The sequence below is a fragment of the Streptomyces sp. BL1 genome (assembly GCF_057628045.1).
On sequence record NZ_JBXYWZ010000002.1, the window covers coordinates 4,442,348 to 4,462,570 of the forward strand.

Here is a 20,223-nt window from a genome sequence, read left to right on the forward strand (position 1 = left end):
GGACGGGGCTTCCGTGTCCGGTTCGGCTGCGGACGGGCCCTCCGTGTCCGGGACTTCCGCTTCCGTCGGCCGGTCCGGCTCCGCGTCCGCCGTGCCCTCCGGGAAGCCGCGGCTGCGGCTCGGCGTGCTGTGGATGGGCGGACTCGCGCTGCTCCTGCTGTCCGTCGCCGTCACCATCACCATCGGCCCCTCCGACATCCGCGTCACCGACGTGTGGGGCGTCGTCGCCGAACACCTCGGCTGGGGCGGCTCCACCGGCCTCACCCCCATCCGCGAGGGCATCGTGTGGGACCTGCGGCTGCCCCGTACGGTCCTCGCCGCCGTGTGCGGCGCCGGACTCGGCGTGTGCGGCGCCATCATGCAGTCCCTGCTGCGCAACCCGCTCGCCGACCCGTACGTACTCGGCGTCTCCTCCGGAGCTTCCACCGGCGCGGTCCTCGTCGTCGTCCTCGGCGTCGGCGGCAGCGCCGTCACCCTCCCCATGGGCGCCTTCGCCGGAGCGCTGCTCTCGTTCGTCCTGGTCCTCGCCCTCGCCTACGCGTCCGGCGCCACCAACGAACGCGTCCTGCTCGCCGGTGTCGCCGGCATGCAACTCTTCTCCGCGCTCACCTCGTTCATCGTGATGTCGTCCGCCGACGCCGAGCAGACCCGCGGCGTACTGTTCTGGCTCCTCGGCTCCCTCGCCAATGCCGGCTGGACCGATGTCGCCTTCTGCGCCGGCGCTTTGGCGCTCGCGCTGCTCGTGTGCCTCGCGTACGCGCACCACCTGGACGCCTTCACCTTCGGGCAGGAAGCGGCCGCCGCGCTGGGCGTCTCGGTCCGCCGCGTACGGCTCGTCCTGCTCGTCGTCACCGCGCTGCTGACGGCGACGCTCGTGAGCGCCGCCGGGGCGATCGGGTTCGTCGGGCTCGTGCTGCCGCACGCGGCCCGGGCTGTCGTCGGGCCGGGGCATCGGGGGCTGTTGCCCACGACGGCACTCGCCGGTGCGGTCTTCCTCGTGTGGGTCGACACCGTGGCCCGTACCGTGCTCGACCCGCAGGACGTACCGGTGGGCGTCGTGACCTCGCTGATCGGCGTCCCCTGCTTCGCGTTCATCCTCCACCGCAGCCGGAGCGTGCGATGACCGCGAGTGTGCGATGACCGCGAGCGTGCGATGACCGCGAGTGTGCGGCCGGCGACCGCGGAAAGGAGAGCCGACAAGTGACCCTGCAAGCCGTGGACGTGACCTGGAACGCCGGCGGACGGCGCATCCTCGACGGCGTCGACCTCTGCCCCGAACCCGGTACGACGGTGGGCCTCATCGGCCCCAACGGGTCGGGGAAATCGACCCTGTTGCGGCTCCTCGCCGGCATCCGTACGCCCTCCACGGGCACCGTCACCCTCGACGGGACGCCGCTCGCCCGCATGAAACGCAAAGCCGTCGCGCGCCGGGTCGCCGTCGTCGAGCAGCACGCGGACACCGGCGTCGACATGCGGGTCCGCGACGTCGTACGGCTCGGGCGCATCCCGCACCGCGACGCGTGGTCCGGCCCCTCGCCGGACGACGACGCGGCCGTCCGTACGGCCGTGGAACAGACCCGCCTCGCCGACAAGCTCGATCAGTCCTGGCACACCCTCTCCGGCGGGGAACGCCAACGCGTGCAGATCGCCCGCGCCCTGGCCCAGCAGCCCGACCACCTCCTCCTCGACGAACCGACCAACCACCTCGACATCCAGCACCAGTTGGACCTGCTGTCGCTCGTGGTCCGGCTCCCCGTGACCAGCGTCGTCGCGCTCCACGACCTGAACCACGCGGCGATGTTCTGCGACGAACTGGTCGTGCTGCGGGGCGGTTGCGTGGTGGCCTCCGGCCACCCGGAGAAGGTCCTGACGGAGGCGCTGATCGCCGACGTGTACGGGGTTCGTGCGCGGGTTTCCCCGGAGGGGGCCGATGGGCGGCCCAGCATTCGCTTTCTGGCCCCTGAGGTGTGACGTTCCTTCCCGGGGGGTGCTGGGTGGGGGGCTGCGTTGGGTGGGGGCGCTTGCGCTGTGCGGGTTTGCGCTGTGTGGGGGCGCTGGCGCTGTGCGGGGTGTGTGGGGTGGGGGTGCGGGGTTCATGTGCGGGGGTGGGGGTGGTGGCTCCGGGGGACCCCGGGACGCATGATTTACGGGCCGCGCCCCCGGTCATGTTCGGGCTGGGCCCGTCATTGGCTGTGCACGGCCCGAAAATCACGCTGTATTGTCCCGGGGCGCCCCCTGCGCCCCCACCCCCACCCGCGGCCATGCCCCGTGGGGAGTGGGGAGTGGGGAGTGAGGGGTTCGGGTGGGAGGGGGTGGATGAGGGTGACGGTGGCCCGGGTCATTCCCTGTGCCCCAGCCCGCCTTCGGCCATGAATCGGGTGGGGGCCCTGCACTCCCAGCCCCGCCTCCGGTCGTGACCCGGGGGAGCGTGAGGGGTTCCGGGTGGGAGGAAGTGACCGGGTTTTGGGGTGCACCCTGCGCCCACAGCCCCACTCACCGTCATGACCCGGGTGGGAATGAAGGGTTGGGGGTGAGGAGGGGGTGAGATCACAGGGGGGCGGGGGGCGAGGGCGTAAGAGCGAGGCTGTGGGACGCGGGAGCGACAGGGGGCCGGGGCCTGCGGGTGTGCGGGGTGGAGGGGTGGGGGTTCTTCGGTCTGGTCGGTCTCCGGCATGAAGGGTTTTTCATGTCTGGCTCACCGGGACGTCATCGTCTCCGGTGACGGTGGGGTGAGGTGACCCGTCAGGAGGCAGCGGAATGGATTGGTCAGGGGAGCGGCGAATACGTGGGGGTGCGGTGCGCCGCTGACCCCTACGGGGCGGGGCGCGCCGGCACGGCTACGGATCCCCCATCGGCCCCGCCCTCATGGAGGCAGCATGACTGCCGACCCCCTGGCCCTCATCAACGCCCTGATCCGCGCCCAGGCCTACCGCTCCGAACACCCCACCCAGGACCCGGAGTCGGAGCCCGAACCCCGGCCGCAACCAAAGACCGGCCCGCACACCAAACCCCGAACGGGCTCCGGCCCCGCGCCCGCCCCACAGCCCGACCCCGCAAAGAAAGCAACCGACCCCTAGACCCCAGACCCCCCGAAGCCCAACCGAACAACGCCGGCCCCACCTCACCCCACCCGGGCCATGACCGCAGGCGGGGCCAAGAACGCAGCGGTGCCCCAAAACCCCAGCCACCCCTCATCCCTCACCCCTCACCCCACGCGGTTAATGAGTTCGGGTGGGGCTGGAGGCGCACGGGACGCCCCGCCCCTTCCACCCGGACACATGACCGGACGGGACGGAGGACCCGGGGCGTACCCCGGAACCCTCATCACCCCACCCGAACTCCCCACCCTCACGCGGTTCATGAGCGCGGGTGCGGCTCGTACCCCGAGACTCCCGTTCATGACGGGACAGGGGCCGAGGACGCAGGACGCACCCGAACCCCCTCCACACGGTTCATGACGGCGAGTGGGGCTGGAGGCGCATGGCCTACCCCCGGCCCCCGTCCCCAGCTGCGGGTCATGAGCGCGGGTGGAGTTGGGGCGCACGGAACGCCCCGGAGCCCCCTCCCCCCCCACCCTCACCCGGGTCAGGACTGGACGGGGCCGAGGGCGCAAGGCGTGACCCGGAACCCCGCACGCTCACCCGGGTCTTGACCGGAGGTGGGGCTGGGGGTGCAGGGCGCACCCCACCCCCTCACCCGGGTCATGACCGGGCAGGGCCGAGGGCGCAAGGGGTGGCCCGGGACCCCGTGACCCCTCACCCACTCCTCCCACCCGAACCCCTCACTCCCCACTCCCCGCGGGGCATGGTCGCGGGTGGGGGTGGGGGCGCAGGGGGCGCCCCGGGACAATAAAGCGTGATTTTCGGGCCGTGCACAGCCAATGAGCGGCCGGCCCGAACATGTCGGGGGGCGCGGCCCGTAAATCATGCGTCCCGGGGTCCCCCGGAGCCACCACCCCCACCCCCGCACATGAACCCCGCACCCCCACCCCACGCACCCCGCACAGCGCAAGCGCCCCCACCCAACGCAAACCCCGAGACGCGCCGCCCGCGTACAAGGGCCACGTCGGGGGACCGAAACGGTGCAGGGTGGGGGGATGGCTGAGGTGAGGGCAGAGGTCGAGGGCGCGCTGCGGAAAGCGGTGCGGGGCGAGGTCGAGTTCGACGCGGGCAGCCGTGCGCTGGTCACGATGGACGCCTCCAACTACCGGCGCGTCCCCGAAGGGATCGTCGCGCCGCGCGACGCGGACGATGTCGCGGCCGTGCTCGCCACGTGCCGCGAATACGGCGTGCCCGTCGTCGCGCGCGGCGCCGGCACCTCGATTGCCGGGCAGGCCACGGGAGTCGGCGTCGTACTGGACTTCACCCGGCACATGAACCGCATCGAGGCGGTCGACCCCGGTTCGGGGACGGCCCTGGTGCAGCCCGGAGTGATTCTCGACCGGCTGCGGGACCGGGTCGCGGAGTACGGCCTGACCTTCGGCCCCGACCCCTCCACGCACAGCCGCTGCACCCTCGGCGGGATGATCGGCAACAATTCGTGCGGGTCGCACTCCGTGGCCTGGGGGACGACGGCCGACAACGTACGGGAGATCGAGGCCCTCACCTACGGGGGAGAGCGGGCTCTTCTCGGGGCCGGCGGCGGAGGGGTGCCGGCCCGGATCCGGGAGGCGGGGCGGGAGCTCGTACGGGACGAACTGGCCCGGCTCCGTACGGGTTTCCCCGAACTCCCGCGCCGCATCTCGGGGTACGCCCTCGACGAGCTGCTCCCCGAGCGGGACGAGAACTGGGCGCGGGCCTTCACGGGAAGTGAGGGGACGCTCGGGGTGCTCACCCAGGCGACGGTGCGGCTCGTACCCGTTCCCGGAGCACGTGTCCTCGCCGTGCTCGGCTACCCCGACGAGAGCGCCGCGGCCGAAGCGGCCGCGGCGCTGCTGCCGCACCGGCCCCTCACCGTCGAGGGCATGGCCAACGACCTGGTGGGGGACACCGCGAAGGCGGCGCTGCCGAAGGGCGGCGCGTGGCTGTTCGTGGAGATGGGGGGCGGCGACGCGGGCGAAGCGCGGGCGCGCGCCGAGGAGTTGTGCCGTGCGGCGGCCGTCGACGGCGCCGCCGATCATCTGCTGGTCGCCGATCCGGGGGCGCAGCGTTCCCTGTGGCGGGTGCGGGAGGACGCGTCGGGCACGGCGACACGCATGCCGGACGGCAGCGAGGCGTGGCCCGGCTGGGAGGACTGCGCGGTGCCGCCGGCGCGGCTCGGCGCGTATCTGAAGGACTTCCGGGCGCTTCTGCGCTCGTACGGTCTGCGGGGTCTCCCCTACGGGCACTTCGGCGACGGCTGCATCCACGTCCGGATCGACTTCGACCTGCTGGGCGCCGAAGGCATCCGGAAATTCCGGGAGTTCAGCCACGATCTCGCCGACGTGGTCGTCGCGCACGGCGGTTCGCTCTCCGGTGAGCACGGCGACGGGCAGGCGCGCGCCGAACTGCTGCCGAAGATGTACGGCGACGAAATGACCGCGCTGTTCGGCCGGTTCAAGGATGTGTGGGACCCCGACGGGGGTCTGAACCCCGGCATTCTGGTGCGGCCGGCCCGCATCGACGACAACCTGCGCTTCGCGCCGCTGCCCCGGAAACCCGTCGACGTGGCGTTCGGCTATCCGCACGACGGGGGCGACTTCTCTGCCGCGGTACGCAGGTGCGTCGGTGTCGCCAAGTGCCGCAACACCACGGCGGGAGCAGGGGTGATGTGTCCCTCGTTCCGTGCGACGGGTGAGGAGCAGCACTCCACGCGGGGCCGCGCCCGGCTGCTGCACGAGATGCTCGCCGGGGACGCCGAGAACGGCGGCGGGGCGCACGGCGAGGACGCCGTGGTGCGCGACGGCTGGCGGTCCGAGGAGGTACGGGAAGCGCTCGATCTGTGCCTCTCCTGCAAGGGCTGCCGCAGCGACTGCCCCGTAGGGGTCGATATGGCCACCTACAAGGCGGAGTTCCTGCACCACCATTACGAGGGCCGCCGCCGGCCCATGGCGCACTATTCGATGGGCCGGCTCCCCGAATGGCTGCGGCTGGCCGCCGCGTCCAGGACGGTCCCGCTGCTCAACGCCGGTGCGCAGGCAGGACCGTTGGCCCGGCTGGGCAAACGCCTCGCCGGGCTGACCCCGGAACGGGACATCCCCGCGCTGCCCCGTGAACCGTTCACCCGCTGGTGGCGGAAGCAGGAGTGGCGCGGCGCACAGGGCGACACCGGGCAGCGCATCGTCCTGTGGCCGGACACCTTCACCAACTACCTGTCCCCGGAAGCCGGTTCGGCTGCCGTACGGGTGCTGCGGGACGCCGGGCTGCGGCTCGCCGTGCCGCCCCGGCAGGTGTGCTGCGGGCTCACCTACGTGTCGACGGGCCAGCTCGACCGGGCCCGCACCGTACTGCGCCGCACCCTGGACCGCGTCGAGCCGGCCCTCGACACGGGCCTGCCCGTCACCGTGCTCGAACCCCCGTGCGCGGCGGCCCTCAAGACGGACCTGCCCGAACTCCTCGGCGACGACCCGCGGGCCGCACGCCTCGCCGGCGCCGTACGCACCTTCGCCGAGACCCTGGAGGAGTACGCACCCGACTGGGAGCCACCCCGCGTCGACCGCCCCGTCGCGGGCCAGCTGCACTGCCACCAGCACGCCGTCCTGGGCGAGGACGCGGACCGCCGTCTGCGTGAACGGGCCGGGCTCACCGGCGAGTTGAGCAAGGGCTGCTGCGGTCTGGCCGGCAACTTCGGCTTCGAGGCGGGCCACTACGAGGTGTCCGCCGCCTGCGCCGAGGACCAGCTCCTCCCCGCCGTACGGGCCGCCCCCGACAACGCGGAACTCCTCGCCGACGGCTACTCGTGCCGCACCCAGCTGGACCAGCTGGGCAACGCCCACAGCCGCCACCTCGCCGAAGTCCTAGCGGAGGCCCTGGACGACCCCCGCCCCTGAGGGGGTTCAGGCACTCAGGCCATGCGGCCCACCTGGATCACGAGCACGGTGATCGTGTCGTCATGGATCTCGTACAGGGCGCGGTAGCGGCCCGCGTGGATGCGGCGGAGAGTGTCGGCTCCGTAGGGGACGCTGCCGGCGGGGCGCGGGTCCTCGGCCAGCAGGTCGACCGTGTCGAGGAAGAAGCGGAGCCCGTCGGGGTCGTCCTTGAGGAACCGTACGGCCTTGTTGGTCGCCGACGGGTCCCAGACGATGCTGTAGGTCAACGCTTCTCCAGGCCCAGCATGGCGCGCACCTCTTCGTGGGGGACGGGTGTGCCTGTCTCCCCCCGCTGCTGGCGTGCGCGGTACTCGGCAAGGGCCAGGGCGTCCTCTATGTCGGCCAGCTCCTGGGCGCTGATGATGACGGCAGCGGCCTGGCCGTGGTCGGTGATGCAGGTGCGTTCGCGTGAGCTGGCGGCACGGCGGACGAGCTGCCCGAACCGGGAACGGGCCTCCGTGATCGGCATCGTGTTCTCGCTCATGACAGAAGTGTACACAAGTGACTGGTCGGCTATTCGGGCATGGAAACCCCTCCGAGATTTCCATGCAAGCACGCTTGATTGTTTCCCGGCAGGGTGCCACGCTCCTTGTGCGGAGGGCGAGTTGAGGGGAGCGCACCCATGGCCGAGGCCGGCGCCGTACAGGCTGTGCTGGACGATCTGCGCGCCGAGGGCGAGGAGCTGGAGCGTCTCGTGGCGGCGCTGCCCCCGGAGCGGTGGGCGGCGCCCACGCCCGCCGCGGGGTGGACGGTCGCCCATCAGATCGCCCATCTGGCGTGGACGGACGAGCGGTCCCTGCTGGCCGTACGGGACGAGGCCGCGTTCCGCGCGGAGGCGCAGGAGGCCCTCGAAGCGGCGGACACGTTCGTCGACGACGCGGCGCGGTGCGGGGCCCGTGACGAGCCCGGGGTCCTGCTCGCACGCTGGCGTGAGGGCCGGGGCGCGCTGGCGGAGGCGCTGGCCGCGCACCCGCAGGGGCAGCGTCTGCCGTGGTACGGGCCGCCCATGAGCGCGGCCGGCATGGCCACCGCGCGGCTCATGGAGACCTGGGCGCACGGGGCCGACGTCGCCGAGGCCCTGGGGGTGACCCGCGAGCCCACCGCGCGGCTGCGGCACATCGCCCGACTCGGGGCGCGCACGCGGGACTTCGCGTACGCGGTGCACGGGGTGGAACCCCCAGGGGAACCCTTCCGGGTCGAGCTCACGGCCCCGGACGGAACCCTGTGGACGTACGGGCCGGAGGACGCCGTCCAGCGAGTCACCGGCGACGCGCTGGAGTTCTGTCTGCTGGTGACTCAGCGGGTGCACCGCGACGACACCGGCCTGACGGCCGAGGGCCCCGACGCGGACCGCTGGCTGGACCTCGCCCAGGCCTTCGCGGGCCCACCGGGAGACGGCCGCGAGCCGAAGGGATCACGCGACCCGCAGGGAACACGCGACCCGCGGACGGCGGACGAGCCGAAGGGGCCACGCGACCCGAAGGGATCGCACGACCTCAAGGGATCACGCGATCCGCAGGCAGCGGACGAACCCAAGGGATCACGCGACCCGCAGGACTCACGCGACCCCAAGGACTCACGCGCCCCGCAGGCGGCGGACGAGCCCAAGGGATCACGCGGCCCCAAGGACTCACGCGACCCACGGACGGCGGACGAGCCGAAGGGATCGCACGACCCGAAGGGGACACGCGACCCGCGGACGGCGGACGAGCCGAAGGGATCACGCGACCTCAAGGGATCAGCCCCGAAGGGATCCCCCAAGTGACGCGCGGCGAGGACACGTTGCGGGTCGGGAACTGCTCCGGGTTCTACGGTGACCGGTTCGAGGCCATGGAGGAGATGCTCCGCGGCGGCGACCTGGACGTGCTGACCGGGGACTATCTCGCCGAGCTGACGATGCTGATCCTCGGCAGGGACCGGATGAAGGACCCCGCGCGGGGCTACGCGAAGACCTTCCTGCGGCAGCTGGAACAGTGCCTGGGCCTCGCACAGGACCGCGGCGTACGGATCGTCACCAACGCGGGCGGGCTGAACCCGGCCGGGCTGGCCGATGCCGTAGGGGAGTTGAGCGAACGAGTCGGGGTTCCCGTACGGGTCGGGCACGTCGAGGGTGACGACCTCACGGGCCGCGACTGGGGCCGCGACGGCGTGCTGACGGCCAACGCGTACCTCGGCGGCGCCGGAATCACCGCCTGCCTGGACGCCGGCGCGGACCTCGTCGTCACCGGACGCGTCACCGACGCGGCGCTGGTCAGCGGTGCCGCCGCGGCTCACTTCGGCTGGCGCGAGGACGATTACGACGCGCTGGCGGGCGCCGTCGTCGCCGGACACGTCCTGGAGTGCGGCGCCCAGGCCACGGGCGGCAACTACGCCTTCTTCGCCGAGGACGGCATCGACGTGCGCCGCCCCGGCTTCCCCGTCGCGGAGATCGCCGCGGACGGCACCTCGGTGATCACCAAGCATCCCGGTACGGGCGGCGCCGTCACCGAAGGCACCGTCACGGCCCAGCTGTTGTACGAGACGGCCGGCGCCCGCTACCCGGGCCCGGACGTCACCGCGCGGCTCGACACCGTACGGCTGCGGCAGGAGGGCCCCGACCGGGTGCGCGTCGACGGGGTGCGGGGCGAGGCGCCGCCGCCCGACGTCAAGGTGGGGCTGTCCCGGCTCGGCGGCTGGCGGAACGAGGTCGTGTTCGTCCTCACCGGGCTCGGCATCGACGCCAAGGCGGCGCTCGTACGGGAGCAGATGGAGGACGCGTTCACGCGCGGCGGGCGGCGGCCGGCGGAGGTCCGCTGGACCCTCGCGCGCACCGACCACGACGACGCGGACGTACAGGAAGAGGCTTCGGCCCTGCTGCGGATGGTCGTGCGCGACCCCGAACAGGACGCCGTGGGGCGGTCGGTGAGCGGCGCCGCGGTCGAACTGGCCCTCGCGAGCTACCCCGGTTTCCATGTGACGGCGCCGCCGGGCAAGGGCTCCCCTTACGGGGTGTTCGAGGCGGCGTACGTGCCGGCGGACGGGGTGCCGCACCGCGCTGTGCTGCCCGGCGGGGAGCGGGTGGAGGTGCCGGCGCCCCGCGCGGCCCGGGCGCCCGCCCCGGTGCCGGAACCGGAACTGCCGCTGGAGCCCGCCTCGTACGGGCCCACGCGGCGCGCACCGCTGGGCGCGCTCCTCGGAGCGCGGAGCGGGGACAAGGGCGGCGACGCGAACCTCGGCGTATGGCTGCGGGAGCCGCAGCCACAACCGCAGCCGCAGCGACAGCCGCAGTCACAACCGCAGCCACAACCACAACCGCAGCCGCAGCCGCTGACGGGCGACGGGCGGCAGACGGCAGAGGACACCTGGGCCTGGCTGACGCATGAGATGACGGAGGACCACCTCCGTCATCTGCTCCCCGAAATCCGCCACTTGAAGGTCACCCGCCACCTCCTCCCCAACCTCCACGCCGTCAACTTCGTCATCGAGGCCCTGCTCGGCGAGGGCGTCGCCTCCCAGGCGCGCTTCGATCCGCAGGCCAAGGCCCTGGGGGAGTGGCTCCGCTCCCGGCACATGGACATACCCGAAAGGTTTCTCCCGTGACCGTGCTGCAGTCGGCGCTCGACGCCGGAAGCCCGGAGTTCGCCGCCAACCGCGACACCATGCTCGGCAAGCTCGCCGAGCTGGAGGCCGAGCACGACAAGTCCCGGGCCGGCGGCGGCGAGAAGTACACGGCCCGCCATCACGACCGGGGCAAGCTGCTCGCCCGCGAGCGGATCGAGCTGCTGCTCGACCCCGACACCCCGTTCCTCGAACTGTCGCCGCTGGCGGGCTGGGGCAGCGACTACACCGTCGGCGCCTCGCTCGTCGCGGGCATCGGCGTCGTCGAGGGCGTCGAGTGCCTGATCACCGCCAACGACCCGACCGTACGCGGCGGGGCGAGCAATCCGTGGACGCTGAAGAAGGCGCTGCGGGCCAACGAGATCGCGTACCGGAACCGGCTGCCCTGCATCAGCCTCGTGGAGTCGGGGGGTGCCGATCTGCCCAGCCAGAAGGAGATCTTCATCCCCGGCGGCGGGCTGTTCCGCGACATCACCCGGCTCTCCGAGGCCGGAATCCCCACGCTGGCCGTGGTGTTCGGCAATTCCACGGCGGGCGGCGCGTACATCCCCGGCATGTCCGACCACGTGATCATGGTCAAGGAGCAGGCCAAGGTGTTCCTCGGCGGCCCGCCGCTGGTCAAGATGGCGACAGGCGAGGAGGCCGACGACGAGGAGCTGGGCGGTGCGGAGATGCACGCCCGCGAGTCCGGCCTCGCCGACTACTTCGCGCTGGACGAGCCGGACGCGCTGCGCCAGGCCCGCCGCGTCGTCGGCCGTCTCAACTGGCGCAAGGCGCACGCCGATCCGGCCGCCACGGCGGGCGTCCCGGAACCGCCGAAGTACGACGAGGAGGAGCTGCTCGGCATCGTGCCGGGCGAGCTGAAGGTGCCGTTCGACCCGCGCGAGGTGATCGCGCGGATCACGGACGGCTCGGACTTCGACGAGTTCAAGCCGCTGTACGGGCCGAGTCTGGTGACCGGCTGGGCGCGGCTGCACGGCTATCCGGTGGGCATTCTGGCCAACGCGCAGGGCGTGCTGTTCAGCGAGGAGTCGCAGAAGGCCACCCAGTTCATCCAGTTGGCCAACCAGCGGGACATTCCGCTGCTGTTCCTGCACAACACCACCGGCTACATGGTGGGCAAGGAGTACGAGCAGGGCGGCATCGTCAAGCACGGCTCGATGATGATCAACGCGGTGTCGAACTCCAAGGTGCCGCATCTGTCGGTCCTCATGGGCGCCAGTTACGGCGCGGGCCACTACGGCATGTGCGGGCGGGCGTACGACCCGCGCTTCCTGTTCGCCTGGCCGAGCGCCAAGTCGGCGGTCATGGGCCCCCAGCAGCTCGCGGGCGTGCTGTCGATCGTGATGCGCGAGTCGGCGGCGGCGAAGGGCAAGCCGTTCGACGAGGAGGCCGACGCGGGGCTGCGCGCCATGGTCGAGGAGCAGATCGAGGCGGAGTCGCTGCCGATGTTCCTGTCGGGGCGGCTGTACGACGACGGCGTCATCGACCCGCGCGACACCCGCACCGTCCTGGGCCTGTGCCTGTCCGCCATCCACACCGCACCCGTCGAAGGCGCGCGGGGCGGCTTCGGCATCTTCAGAATGTGAGGGGCAGCCACCACATGATCCAGTCCGTACTGGTCGCCAACCGCGGTGAGATCGCCCGGCGCGTCTTCCGCACGTGTGCCGACCTCGGTATCGCCACGGTCGCCGTGTACTCCGACGCGGACGCGTCGGCTCCCCACGCGCGGGAGGCCGATGTCGCTGTACGGCTGCCGGGCAGCGCACCCGCCGACACGTATCTGCGCGGCGATCTGATCGTGAAGGCCGCGCTGTCCGCCGGGGCGGACGCCGTGCACCCCGGCTACGGCTTTCTGTCGGAGAACGCCGGCTTCGCCCGCGCCGTACAGGACGCGGGACTCGTGTGGATCGGGCCGCCGCCCGAGGCCATCGAGGCGATGGCGTCCAAGACCCGCGCCAAGCGGCTGATGGGCGACGCGGGAGTGCCGCAGCTGGCTCCCGTACGGCCGGAGGACGTCACGGAGGCCGATCTGCCGCTGCTGGTGAAGGCGTCGGCGGGCGGCGGCGGCCGCGGGATGCGTGTCGTACGTGAACTCGCCGCGCTGCGGGGCGAGATCGAGGCGGCGGGCGCCGAGGCGGCCTCCGCGTTCGGCGACGGCGAGGTGTTCACGGAGCCGTACGTGGAGCGCGGCCGGCATGTCGAGGTGCAGGTTCTCGCCGACGAGCACGGAACGGTGTGGGCGCTCGGCACCCGCGACTGTTCTCTCCAGCGCCGGCACCAGAAGGTCGTCGAGGAGGCCCCGGCGCCCGGACTGTCCGACACTCTGCGGAACACGCTGCACAGCGCGGCGGTCAAGGCGGCGCAGGCCGTGGGCTATCGGGGCGCGGGAACGGTGGAGTTCCTGGTGTCCGGTTCCGGGCCCGGGTCCGCGGAAGAGGGCGACGGGGCGGACGGCAGGGCGTACTTCCTGGAGATGAACACCCGGCTGCAGGTCGAGCACCCCGTCACCGAGCAGGTGCACCAACTGGACCTGGTCTCCGCACAGATACGCGTCGCCGAGGGCAGCGCACTGCCGCGGAACGGTCCGCCGGTTCCGCACGGTCACGCTGTCGAGGCCCGGCTGTACGCGGAGGATCCGGCACAGCAGTGGCAGCCGCAGACCGGAACGCTGCACAGGCTGGACGTTCCCGACGGTGTCCGGCTGGACAGCGGGGTGACGGACGGCGACACGATCGGTGTGCACTACGACCCGATGCTCGCCAAGGCCGTCGCCTGGGCGCCGTCCCGTACGGAGGCCGTACGCAAGCTGGCGCACGCTCTCCAACGCGCGCGTGTGCACGGTCCGGTGACCAACCGGGAGCTGCTCGTACGGTCACTGCGGCACCCCGATTTCGCCGCGGCCCGGCTCGACACCGGCTTCTACGACCGTCACTTGGACGCGCTGACCCGGCCCGCCGACCCGCAGGCCGAACGGCTGGCTGCGCTGGCCGCCGCGCTCGCGGACGCGGCCCGTACGCGTGCTGCCGGTACGACGGTGACCGGCAGGCTCGGCGGCTGGCGCAACGTGCCCGCCGCGCGGCAGAGCAAGAGCTACCGCGCCGAACCCGACGGCACCGAGCACGAGATCCGCTACCGCCTCACCCGCGACGGGCTCGCCGCCGAGGGCTTCCCCGGCGTCGCACTGGTCCGCTCGGCGCCGGACCGGGTGACGCTCGAAGCGGACGGTGTGACACGGGACTTCGAGGTGTCGGTGTACGCGGGCAGTGCCGCCGTGTACGTCGATTCGGCGTTCGGCGGGCACGCCTTCACCGCGCTGCCCCGTTTCGCCGACCCGGCCGACCGTACGGAACCGGGCTCCCTGCTCGCGCAGATGCCGGGCACTGTCGTACGGGTCGCCGAAGGGCTGGCGGTCGGCTCCGCCGTGGAGGCGGGACAGCCGCTGCTGTGGCTGGAGGCGATGAAGATGGAGCACAAGGTCGTCGCTCCCGCCTCCGGCACGCTCACCGCGCTGAACGCCGAACCCGGCCGGCAGGTCGAGGTCGGTGCGCTGCTCGCCGTCGTCTCCGACGACGAAGCGGCAGCCGAAGAGAAGGCACCCGGCGCGAAGCCGGCAACGCAGAAGGAGTCAGCATGACCGAGGCCCCGCCCGCCCTGCTGGAGACCGAGGAACAGCGCGCACTGCGCGACGCCGTCGCCGCGCTGGGACAGCGCTACGGCCGCGACTATTTCGCCGCTGTCGTCCGGGACGGCAAGCACACGGACGAACTGTGGGCCGAGGCCGGCAAGCTCGGCTATCTCGGCGTCAACCTGCCCGAGGAGTACGGCGGCGGAGGCGGCGGCATGGCCGAACTGGCCATCGTGCTGGAGGAACTGGGCGCGGCCGGCTGCCCGCTGCTGATGCTCGTCGTGTCACCCGCGATCTGCGGCACCGTCATCGCCCGCTTCGGCACGGAGGAGCAGAAGCGGGCCTGGCTGCCCGGACTGTCCGACGGGCGGCTGAAGATGGCGTTCGGCATCACCGAACCGGACGCGGGCTCCAACTCGCACCGCATCACCACCACCGCGCGCCGCGAGGGCGACGAGTGGGTCCTCAACGGCCGGAAGGTGTTCATCTCCGGTGTCGACATAGCCGACGCGACGCTCATCGTCGGGCGTACGGAGGATTCGCGGACCGGAAAGCTGAAGCCGTGCCTGTTCATCGTGCCGCGCGAAGCGCCCGGCTTCTCGCGCAGCATGATCGACATGGAAGTGTCGGCGCCGGAGAAGCAGTTCGAGCTGGTGCTGGACGAGGTACGGCTGCCGGCCGGCGCGCTCGTGGGCGACGAGGACGCGGGGCTGCTGCAGCTGTTCGCGGGCCTCAACCCGGAGCGCATCATGACCGCGGCGTTCGCGATCGGGATGGGCCGGTACGCGATGGAGCGGGCCCTGGAGTACGCCCGTACGCGGCAGGTGTGGAAGGAGCCGATCGGCGCGCACCAGTCCATCGCGCACCCCCTCGCACAGGCCCATATCGACCTGGAACTCGCCAAGTTGATGATGCGCAAGGCGGCACTGCTGAACGACGCGGGCGACGACACCGCGGCCGGCGAGGCGGCCAACATGGCGAAGTACGCCGCGGGGGAGGCCAGCGTGAAGGCCGTCGACCAGGCGGTGCACACGCTGGGCGGCAACGGGCTCACCCGCGAGTACGGACTGGCCCAGATGATCACGGCAGCGCGGGTGGCCCGCATCGCCCCGGTGAGCCGCGAAATGATCCTCAACTACGTGTCGCACCAGAGCCTCGGCCTGCCCAAGTCGTACTGAGCCCCGCGGAAGTCCTATTGAGCTCCGTGGACACCGCAGTCCCGTACCGACCGTGCCGAACGGAGGCCCCGTGGAGACCGATGGAACCCGGCTGGTGCCGCGCACGTACGAGCGCGGCATCACCACCCTCACCCTCGACTCGCCGCACAACCGCAACGCCCTCTCCGCGCGCCTGCTCACACAGCTGCACGAGGGGCTGGAAGCCGCGGCGAAGGACCCGGACACCCGTGCCGTGCTGCTCACGCACACGGGCGGCACGTTCTGCGCGGGCGCCGATCTGAAGGAGGGCAGCGGCACTCCGCACGATCTGGTCCGGCTGCTGCGGAGCATCGTGGAGCTGCCGAAGCCGGTGGTCGCCCGGGTGACGGGACACGTACGGGCGGGCGGGACCGGCCTGTTGGGGGCCTGCGACATCTCGGTGGCCGGGCCCGGGGCGAGCTTCGCGTTCACCGAGGCGCGGATCGGGGTGGCCCCCGCGGTGATCTCGATGCCGCTGCTGCCCCGCCTCGACTCCCGCGCCGCGAGCCGCTACTACCTCACAGGGGAACGCTTCGGCGCGGCCGAGGCGGCGCGGATCGGGCTGATCACCCTGGCCGCCGACGCCGCGGGCGGCGGTGCGGACGGAGACGGCGGCGCGGGCGTGGACGCGGCGCTCGCTCCGGTGCTGGACGGGCTGCGGCGGGGCTCCCCGCAGGGGCTCGCGGAGTCGAAGCGGCTGGTGACGGCGGAGGTCCTGCGGGCCTTCGACCGGGACACCGATACCCTCGCCGCACTGTCCGAGCGGCTGTTCGCCTCCGACGAGGCGCGCGAGGGCATGACCGCTTTCCTCGAACGACGGGATCCCGAGTGGGTGTGGTGACCGCAGATTTCCGGGAGGCCCCGCGGTGAACGTCCGTGGTGCCGAACCCAAGCAGGACCGCAGCCGTGCCACCCGGCAGCGGCTGCTGGCGTCCGCCGTGACGTGCCTGGCCGAACACGGCTGGTCGGGCAGCACGGTCACGGTCGTCGCCGAGCACGCCGGGGTGTCGCGCGGTGCGGCGCAGCACCATTTCCCCACCCGCGAGGACCTGTTCACGGCTGCCGTCGAGTACGTGTCGGAGGAGCGGTCGAAGGCCCTGCGCGCCCTCCCCGCGCCCGCGGACACGCGGGAAGCGGTGAGCACACTGGTCGGCCTGTACACGGGTCCGCTGTTCCGTGCGGCGCTGCACCTGTGGGTGGCGGCGTCGAACGAGCCCCAACTGGGCCCGCGTGTCACGGATCTGGAGGCCCGTATCGGCCGCGAGACGCACCGGATGGCGGTCGGACTGCTGGACGCCGACGAGAGCGCGCCGGGTGTCCGGGAGACGGTGCAGGGCCTGCTCGACATGGCCCGTGGCCTGGGGCTTGCCAACCTGCTGACCGACGACAGCGCGCGCCGTGAACGGGTCGTCGACCAGTGGTCGGCGATCGTGGCGGACGCGCTGCGCTGACACCCCGCGGGCCAACTCCCCTGTGTTCCTCATTCATTGACCTGGATGAGGGCCACGGGGGATTCGTGTGTGTACGCGTATTGACGCTCCATCAGGCCACTTCTAGTGTGACGGCTCATTCAGGGACTTGGCAGCAGTTCATATCAGTGAACAGAGGAGCCGTGATGTCCACACCGGACTGGGTCGTACTCGGTGCCTACTTCTTCGTCATGGTCGGCATCGGTCTCTACTCGAAGCGCCGCGTCTCCACCGTGGCCGACTTCTTCACCGCACGAGGCCGCATCCCCTGGTGGCTGTCCGGCATCTCGCACCACATGTCCGGCTACAGCGCCATCATGTTCGTCACCTTCGCTGCCGTCGCGTACGACTCCGGGGTCACGGTCTACTTCTGGTGGCCGCTCACCATCGGCATCGGCATCGGTATCGGCGCCTTCCTGTTCGCACCCCGCTGGAACAGGCTGCGCGCCAAGCACGGCGTCAACTCACCGCTCGCGTACCTGGCCATCCGCTACAACCTGCCCACCCAGCAGGTGCTCGCGTACAGCGGCGCCGCGCTGAAGGTGGTCGACATCGCGGCCAAGTGGGTCGCCATCGCCGTCCTGTTGCAGGGCTTCGCGAACATCCCGCTGGTCGTGGGCATCATCGTCACCGGCCTGTGCACGATGTTCTACGTGACCTTCGGCGGACTGTGGGCCGATGTCCTCACGGACTTCGGACAGTTCATCATCCAGTTCGTCGCCGGCATCGCCATGCTGGTCGCCGTCATGGCGCACCTGGGCGGCGTCTCCACGCTGTGGACGATGTGGGGCGACCTGCCCGAGGGACACTCCGACCCGGTCAACGGGACGGTCACCACCGGGCTCATCATGGCGTTCCTGCTGGTGAAGACCTTCGAGTACAACGGCGGCATGTGGAACCTGTCGCAGCGCTACATGGCGGCACCGTCCGGCAGCAGGGCGAAGAAGTCGGCGCTGCTGTCCAGCATCCTGTGGATCGTGTGGCCGCTCATCCTGTTCATACCGATGATCGCGGCGCCGCTGATCGTGCCGGGCCTCGACAACGGCGAGGAGTCGTACATCAAGCTCGCGCAGGAGCTGCTGCCGACCGGGCTGATCGGACTGCTGCTGGCCGGCTTCTTCTCGCACACCATGGCGATGGTCGCGTCCGACTCCAACGTCATCACGGCCGTCATCACCCGCGACCTGGCGCCCGTCCTGGTGCCGAAGGTGCGCCGGCTGACGCAGAAGAACCAGCTGCTGTTCGCCCGCATCACGACCATCGCCTTCGTGACCGTCAGCATGAGCTTCGCGCTGTTCAGCGATCCCGACGGGTTCATCATGACGGTCGTCGTCAGCATCGTGGCCGCGACGATGGGACCGATCTCCATCCCGCTGATGCTGGGGCTGCTGCCCTGGTTCAAGCGGAACGGGCCGATGGCCGCCCTGGTGTCCTGGGCGGGCGGTCTCGCCGTCTGGGCGTACCTCTACTGGGGCATGGAGGGCGCGTCCGAGACGCAGAAGGTCGGCTTCCCGGTGCTCACCTCGCTCGTGCTGTACCTGCTCGTCGGCCTGATCAAGCCGGAGGGCACCCCGCAGGGGGCCGCGCTCGTCGACTCGCTGAACGACGACCCCAGTGACGAGGAACGGGCGGCGCTGGAACGGAAGTTCCTCGCCGACCCCGAAGACGATCCCGCCTCCGGCGAGGAGACGTCGGTGGTCGCGCGCTGAGCGTTCCGCGCGGTGCCGCACGCGCCGGTCCGGGTGCCCCGAGGGCCTGTCCGGCGGGTGCGGCACCGCTGTGGGTTCGCGCAGTTCCCCGCGCCCCTGTCAGGGCGTGCGGTGCCCGTCGATGGAGCCCGCGGACCGCGAAGCCGGCCCCACGTAGCGGGCCGAGGGACGTACCAGCCGTCCCGTGCGCTTCTGCTCCAGGATGTGCGCCGACCAGCCGGCCGTACGGGCACACGTGAACATCGAGGTGAACATGTGCGCCGGCACTTCCGCGAAGTCCAGGACGATCGCCGCCCAGAACTCCACATTGGTCTGCAGCACCCGGTCGGGCCGCCGGCTGCGCAGCTCGTCCAGCGCCGCCCGCTCCAGTGCCGCCGCGACCTCGTAGCGCGGCGCGTCCAGCTCCCTCGCCGTACGCCGCAGCACCCGCGCGCGCGGGTCCTCGGCGCGGTACACACGGTGCCCGAAGCCCATCAGCCGCTCGCCCTTGTCGAGCTGCCGCTTCACGAACGCCTCGGCGTCACCCGTACGTTCGATCTCCTCGATCATCCCCAGCACCCGGGACGGCGCCCCGCCGTGCAGCGGCCCCGACATCGCGCCGACCGCGCCCGACAGCGAAGCGGCCACGTCGGCGCCGGTGGACGCGATGACGCGCGCGGTGAACGTCGAGGCGTTCAGCCCGTGTTCGGCCGCCGACGTCCAGTACGCGTCGACGGCGGCGACGTGCTTCGGGTCGGGCTCGCCGCGCCAGCGGCGCATGAACCGCTCCACGACCGTGTCCGCCTTGTCGATCTCCCGCTGCGGCACCATCGGCAGCCCCGGCCCGCGCGCCGACTGCGCCACGTACGACAGCGCCATCACCGCGGCCCGCGCCAGATCGTCGCGGGCCTGCTGCTCGTCGATGTCGAGCAGCGGTTTCAGGCCCCACACCGGCGCGAGCATCGCCAGCGCCGACTGCACGTCGACCCGGATGTCGCCCGAGTGCACGGGAATCGGGAACGGTTCGGCGGGCGGCAGCCCCGGGTTGAAACTGTCGTCGACGAGCAGTCCCCACACGTTCCCGAACGTGACCTGGCCGACCAGGTCCTCGATGTCCACGCCTCGGTAGCGGAGCGCGCCGCCCTCCTTGTCGGGTTCGGCGATCTCCGTCTCGAACGCGACGACTCCCTCGAGCCCGGGTACGAAGTCGGACATCAGGCGGCTCCCTCGTGTGTGCCGGCAGTGGTACTGCCGGACTGGTCTGTGGTGACGGACTGTCCGTGGTGACGGTCTGTCTCTGTGACGGTCGGTCTGTGGTGTGACGGACGGCGACCGGACGGACGGCCGGGTGCGGCCGGACGGCAGGTGACCGTGGGTCAAGTCTGGTGGCGGGCGGGGCCGGTCCGGTTCCACCGCCGCGCCCCGTGGCGGCTGGCGGACCGTTCCGCATGCCTCGCTGATGCCCCGTGCGGCGGGAGTTCACCCGGCCCGGCCGGCCGTACGCGACAGCCGCGGCCCGTGACACCCCTGGTGGGGACCGCGATTCTCGCGGGTCGCGTGTGCCGGGGGAAGGGTGAGAAGCGGCACAGCGGCACGGAACGCCCGTCAGGAGTACGGCATTGCGGCAATGGGCAGAATG

14 protein-coding genes and 1 pseudogene are annotated in these 20,223 nt (G+C 71.8%); 12 read left to right on the top strand and 3 right to left on the bottom strand.

Going from position 1 to position 20,223, the window contains the following annotated elements; all coding sequences use genetic code 11:
* The first annotated feature begins 133 nt into the window (after positions 1-133).
* The 4 genes from AC3AGO_RS19650 to AC3AGO_RS19665 all read left to right on the top strand — a co-directional run bounded on the left by AC3AGO_RS19650 (position 134) and on the right by AC3AGO_RS19665 (position 6,967).
* Complete coding sequence (locus AC3AGO_RS19650; protein ID WP_487824721.1) at positions 134-1,123, top strand: FecCD family ABC transporter permease; 990 nt, start codon at positions 134-136, stop codon at positions 1,121-1,123.
* Positions 1,124-1,200: 77 nt separating this feature from the next.
* Positions 1,201-1,971: an ABC transporter ATP-binding protein gene (locus AC3AGO_RS19655; RefSeq protein ID WP_487821523.1), complete on the top strand. Its 771-nt coding sequence runs from the start codon at positions 1,201-1,203 to the stop codon at positions 1,969-1,971.
* 905 nt (positions 1,972-2,876) lie between these two features.
* Positions 2,877-3,077 (top strand): hypothetical protein, encoded by a 201-nt coding sequence (locus tag AC3AGO_RS19660; protein ID WP_487821524.1) that lies wholly within the window; start codon positions 2,877-2,879, stop codon positions 3,075-3,077.
* Between the two features lie 1,019 nt (positions 3,078-4,096).
* Positions 4,097-6,967: an FAD-binding and (Fe-S)-binding domain-containing protein gene (locus tag AC3AGO_RS19665; RefSeq protein WP_487821525.1), complete on the top strand. Its 2,871-nt coding sequence runs from the start codon at positions 4,097-4,099 to the stop codon at positions 6,965-6,967.
* A gap of 14 nt (positions 6,968-6,981) precedes the next feature.
* Here AC3AGO_RS19665 and AC3AGO_RS19670 read toward each other — a convergent pair whose 3' ends face one another.
* Positions 6,982-7,233, bottom strand: a complete 252-nt coding sequence (locus AC3AGO_RS19670; protein ID WP_487821526.1) for a type II toxin-antitoxin system RelE family toxin — start codon at positions 7,231-7,233, stop codon at positions 6,982-6,984.
* Positions 7,230-7,490: a type II toxin-antitoxin system Phd/YefM family antitoxin gene (locus AC3AGO_RS19675; RefSeq protein WP_487821527.1), complete on the bottom strand. Its 261-nt coding sequence runs from the start codon at positions 7,488-7,490 to the stop codon at positions 7,230-7,232. The genes AC3AGO_RS19670 and AC3AGO_RS19675 overlap by 4 nt, the downstream gene beginning before the upstream one ends.
* Positions 7,491-7,628: 138 nt before the next feature.
* On the opposite strand from AC3AGO_RS19675, the pseudogene AC3AGO_RS19680 reads away from it, so the two are divergent.
* The 8 genes and pseudogenes from AC3AGO_RS19680 to AC3AGO_RS19715 form a co-directional block, all read left to right on the top strand.
* Positions 7,629-8,423: pseudogene (locus AC3AGO_RS19680) on the top strand (TIGR03084 family metal-binding protein); the annotation flags it as partial.
* A gap of 344 nt (positions 8,424-8,767) precedes the next feature.
* Positions 8,768-10,585: an acyclic terpene utilization AtuA family protein gene (locus tag AC3AGO_RS19685; protein ID WP_487821528.1), complete on the top strand. Its 1,818-nt coding sequence runs from the start codon at positions 8,768-8,770 to the stop codon at positions 10,583-10,585.
* Entirely contained in the window at positions 10,582-12,192 is a 1,611-nt protein-coding gene (locus tag AC3AGO_RS19690; RefSeq protein WP_487821529.1) for an acyl-CoA carboxylase subunit beta, read from the top strand. Before AC3AGO_RS19685 ends, AC3AGO_RS19690 begins: the two co-directional genes overlap by 4 nt.
* A 14-nt stretch (positions 12,193-12,206) precedes the next feature.
* Positions 12,207-14,240 (top strand): acetyl/propionyl/methylcrotonyl-CoA carboxylase subunit alpha, encoded by a 2,034-nt coding sequence (locus AC3AGO_RS19695; protein ID WP_487821530.1) that lies wholly within the window; start codon positions 12,207-12,209, stop codon positions 14,238-14,240.
* A complete protein-coding gene (locus AC3AGO_RS19700; RefSeq protein WP_487821531.1) occupies positions 14,237-15,409 on the top strand; it encodes an acyl-CoA dehydrogenase family protein in 1,173 nt (390 codons plus the stop codon). The genes AC3AGO_RS19695 and AC3AGO_RS19700 overlap by 4 nt, the downstream gene beginning before the upstream one ends.
* 70 nt (positions 15,410-15,479) lie before the next feature.
* The gene (locus AC3AGO_RS19705; protein WP_487821532.1) at positions 15,480-16,268 is read left to right on the top strand and encodes an enoyl-CoA hydratase family protein; all 789 of its coding nucleotides are present in this window, start codon (positions 15,480-15,482) and stop codon (positions 16,266-16,268) included.
* A 25-nt stretch (positions 16,269-16,293) separates the two neighbouring features.
* Positions 16,294-16,878: a TetR/AcrR family transcriptional regulator gene (locus AC3AGO_RS19710; RefSeq protein WP_487821533.1), complete on the top strand. Its 585-nt coding sequence runs from the start codon at positions 16,294-16,296 to the stop codon at positions 16,876-16,878.
* A 164-nt stretch (positions 16,879-17,042) separates the two neighbouring features.
* The gene (locus tag AC3AGO_RS19715; protein WP_487821534.1) at positions 17,043-18,605 is read left to right on the top strand and encodes a sodium:solute symporter family protein; all 1,563 of its coding nucleotides are present in this window, start codon (positions 17,043-17,045) and stop codon (positions 18,603-18,605) included.
* Positions 18,606-18,704: 99 nt separating this feature from the next.
* On the opposite strand, the gene AC3AGO_RS19720 is transcribed toward AC3AGO_RS19715, so the two are convergent.
* A complete protein-coding gene (locus AC3AGO_RS19720) occupies positions 18,705-19,799 on the bottom strand; it encodes a citrate synthase 2 (protein WP_487821535.1) in 1,095 nt (364 codons plus the stop codon).
* Positions 19,800-20,223: the final 424 nt, after the last annotated feature.

Excerpts from the sequence above, each read along its gene's own strand:
- AC3AGO_RS19700 (WP_487821531.1), top strand. The coding sequence starts at position 14,237 with ATGACCGAGGCCCCGCCCGCCCTGCTGGAGACCGAGGAACAGCGCGCA.
- AC3AGO_RS19650 (WP_487824721.1), top strand. The coding sequence starts at position 134 with ATGGGCGGACTCGCGCTGCTCCTGCTGTCCGTCGCCGTCACCATCACC.
- AC3AGO_RS19660 (WP_487821524.1), top strand. The coding sequence starts at position 2,877 with ATGACTGCCGACCCCCTGGCCCTCATCAACGCCCTGATCCGCGCCCAG.
- AC3AGO_RS19715 (WP_487821534.1), top strand. The coding sequence starts at position 17,043 with ATGTCCACACCGGACTGGGTCGTACTCGGTGCCTACTTCTTCGTCATG.
- AC3AGO_RS19720 (WP_487821535.1), bottom strand. The coding sequence starts at position 19,799 with ATGTCCGACTTCGTACCCGGGCTCGAGGGAGTCGTCGCGTTCGAGACG.
- AC3AGO_RS19665 (WP_487821525.1), top strand. The coding sequence starts at position 4,097 with ATGGCTGAGGTGAGGGCAGAGGTCGAGGGCGCGCTGCGGAAAGCGGTG.
- AC3AGO_RS19695 (WP_487821530.1), top strand. The coding sequence starts at position 12,207 with ATGATCCAGTCCGTACTGGTCGCCAACCGCGGTGAGATCGCCCGGCGC.
- AC3AGO_RS19675 (WP_487821527.1), bottom strand. The coding sequence starts at position 7,490 with ATGAGCGAGAACACGATGCCGATCACGGAGGCCCGTTCCCGGTTCGGG.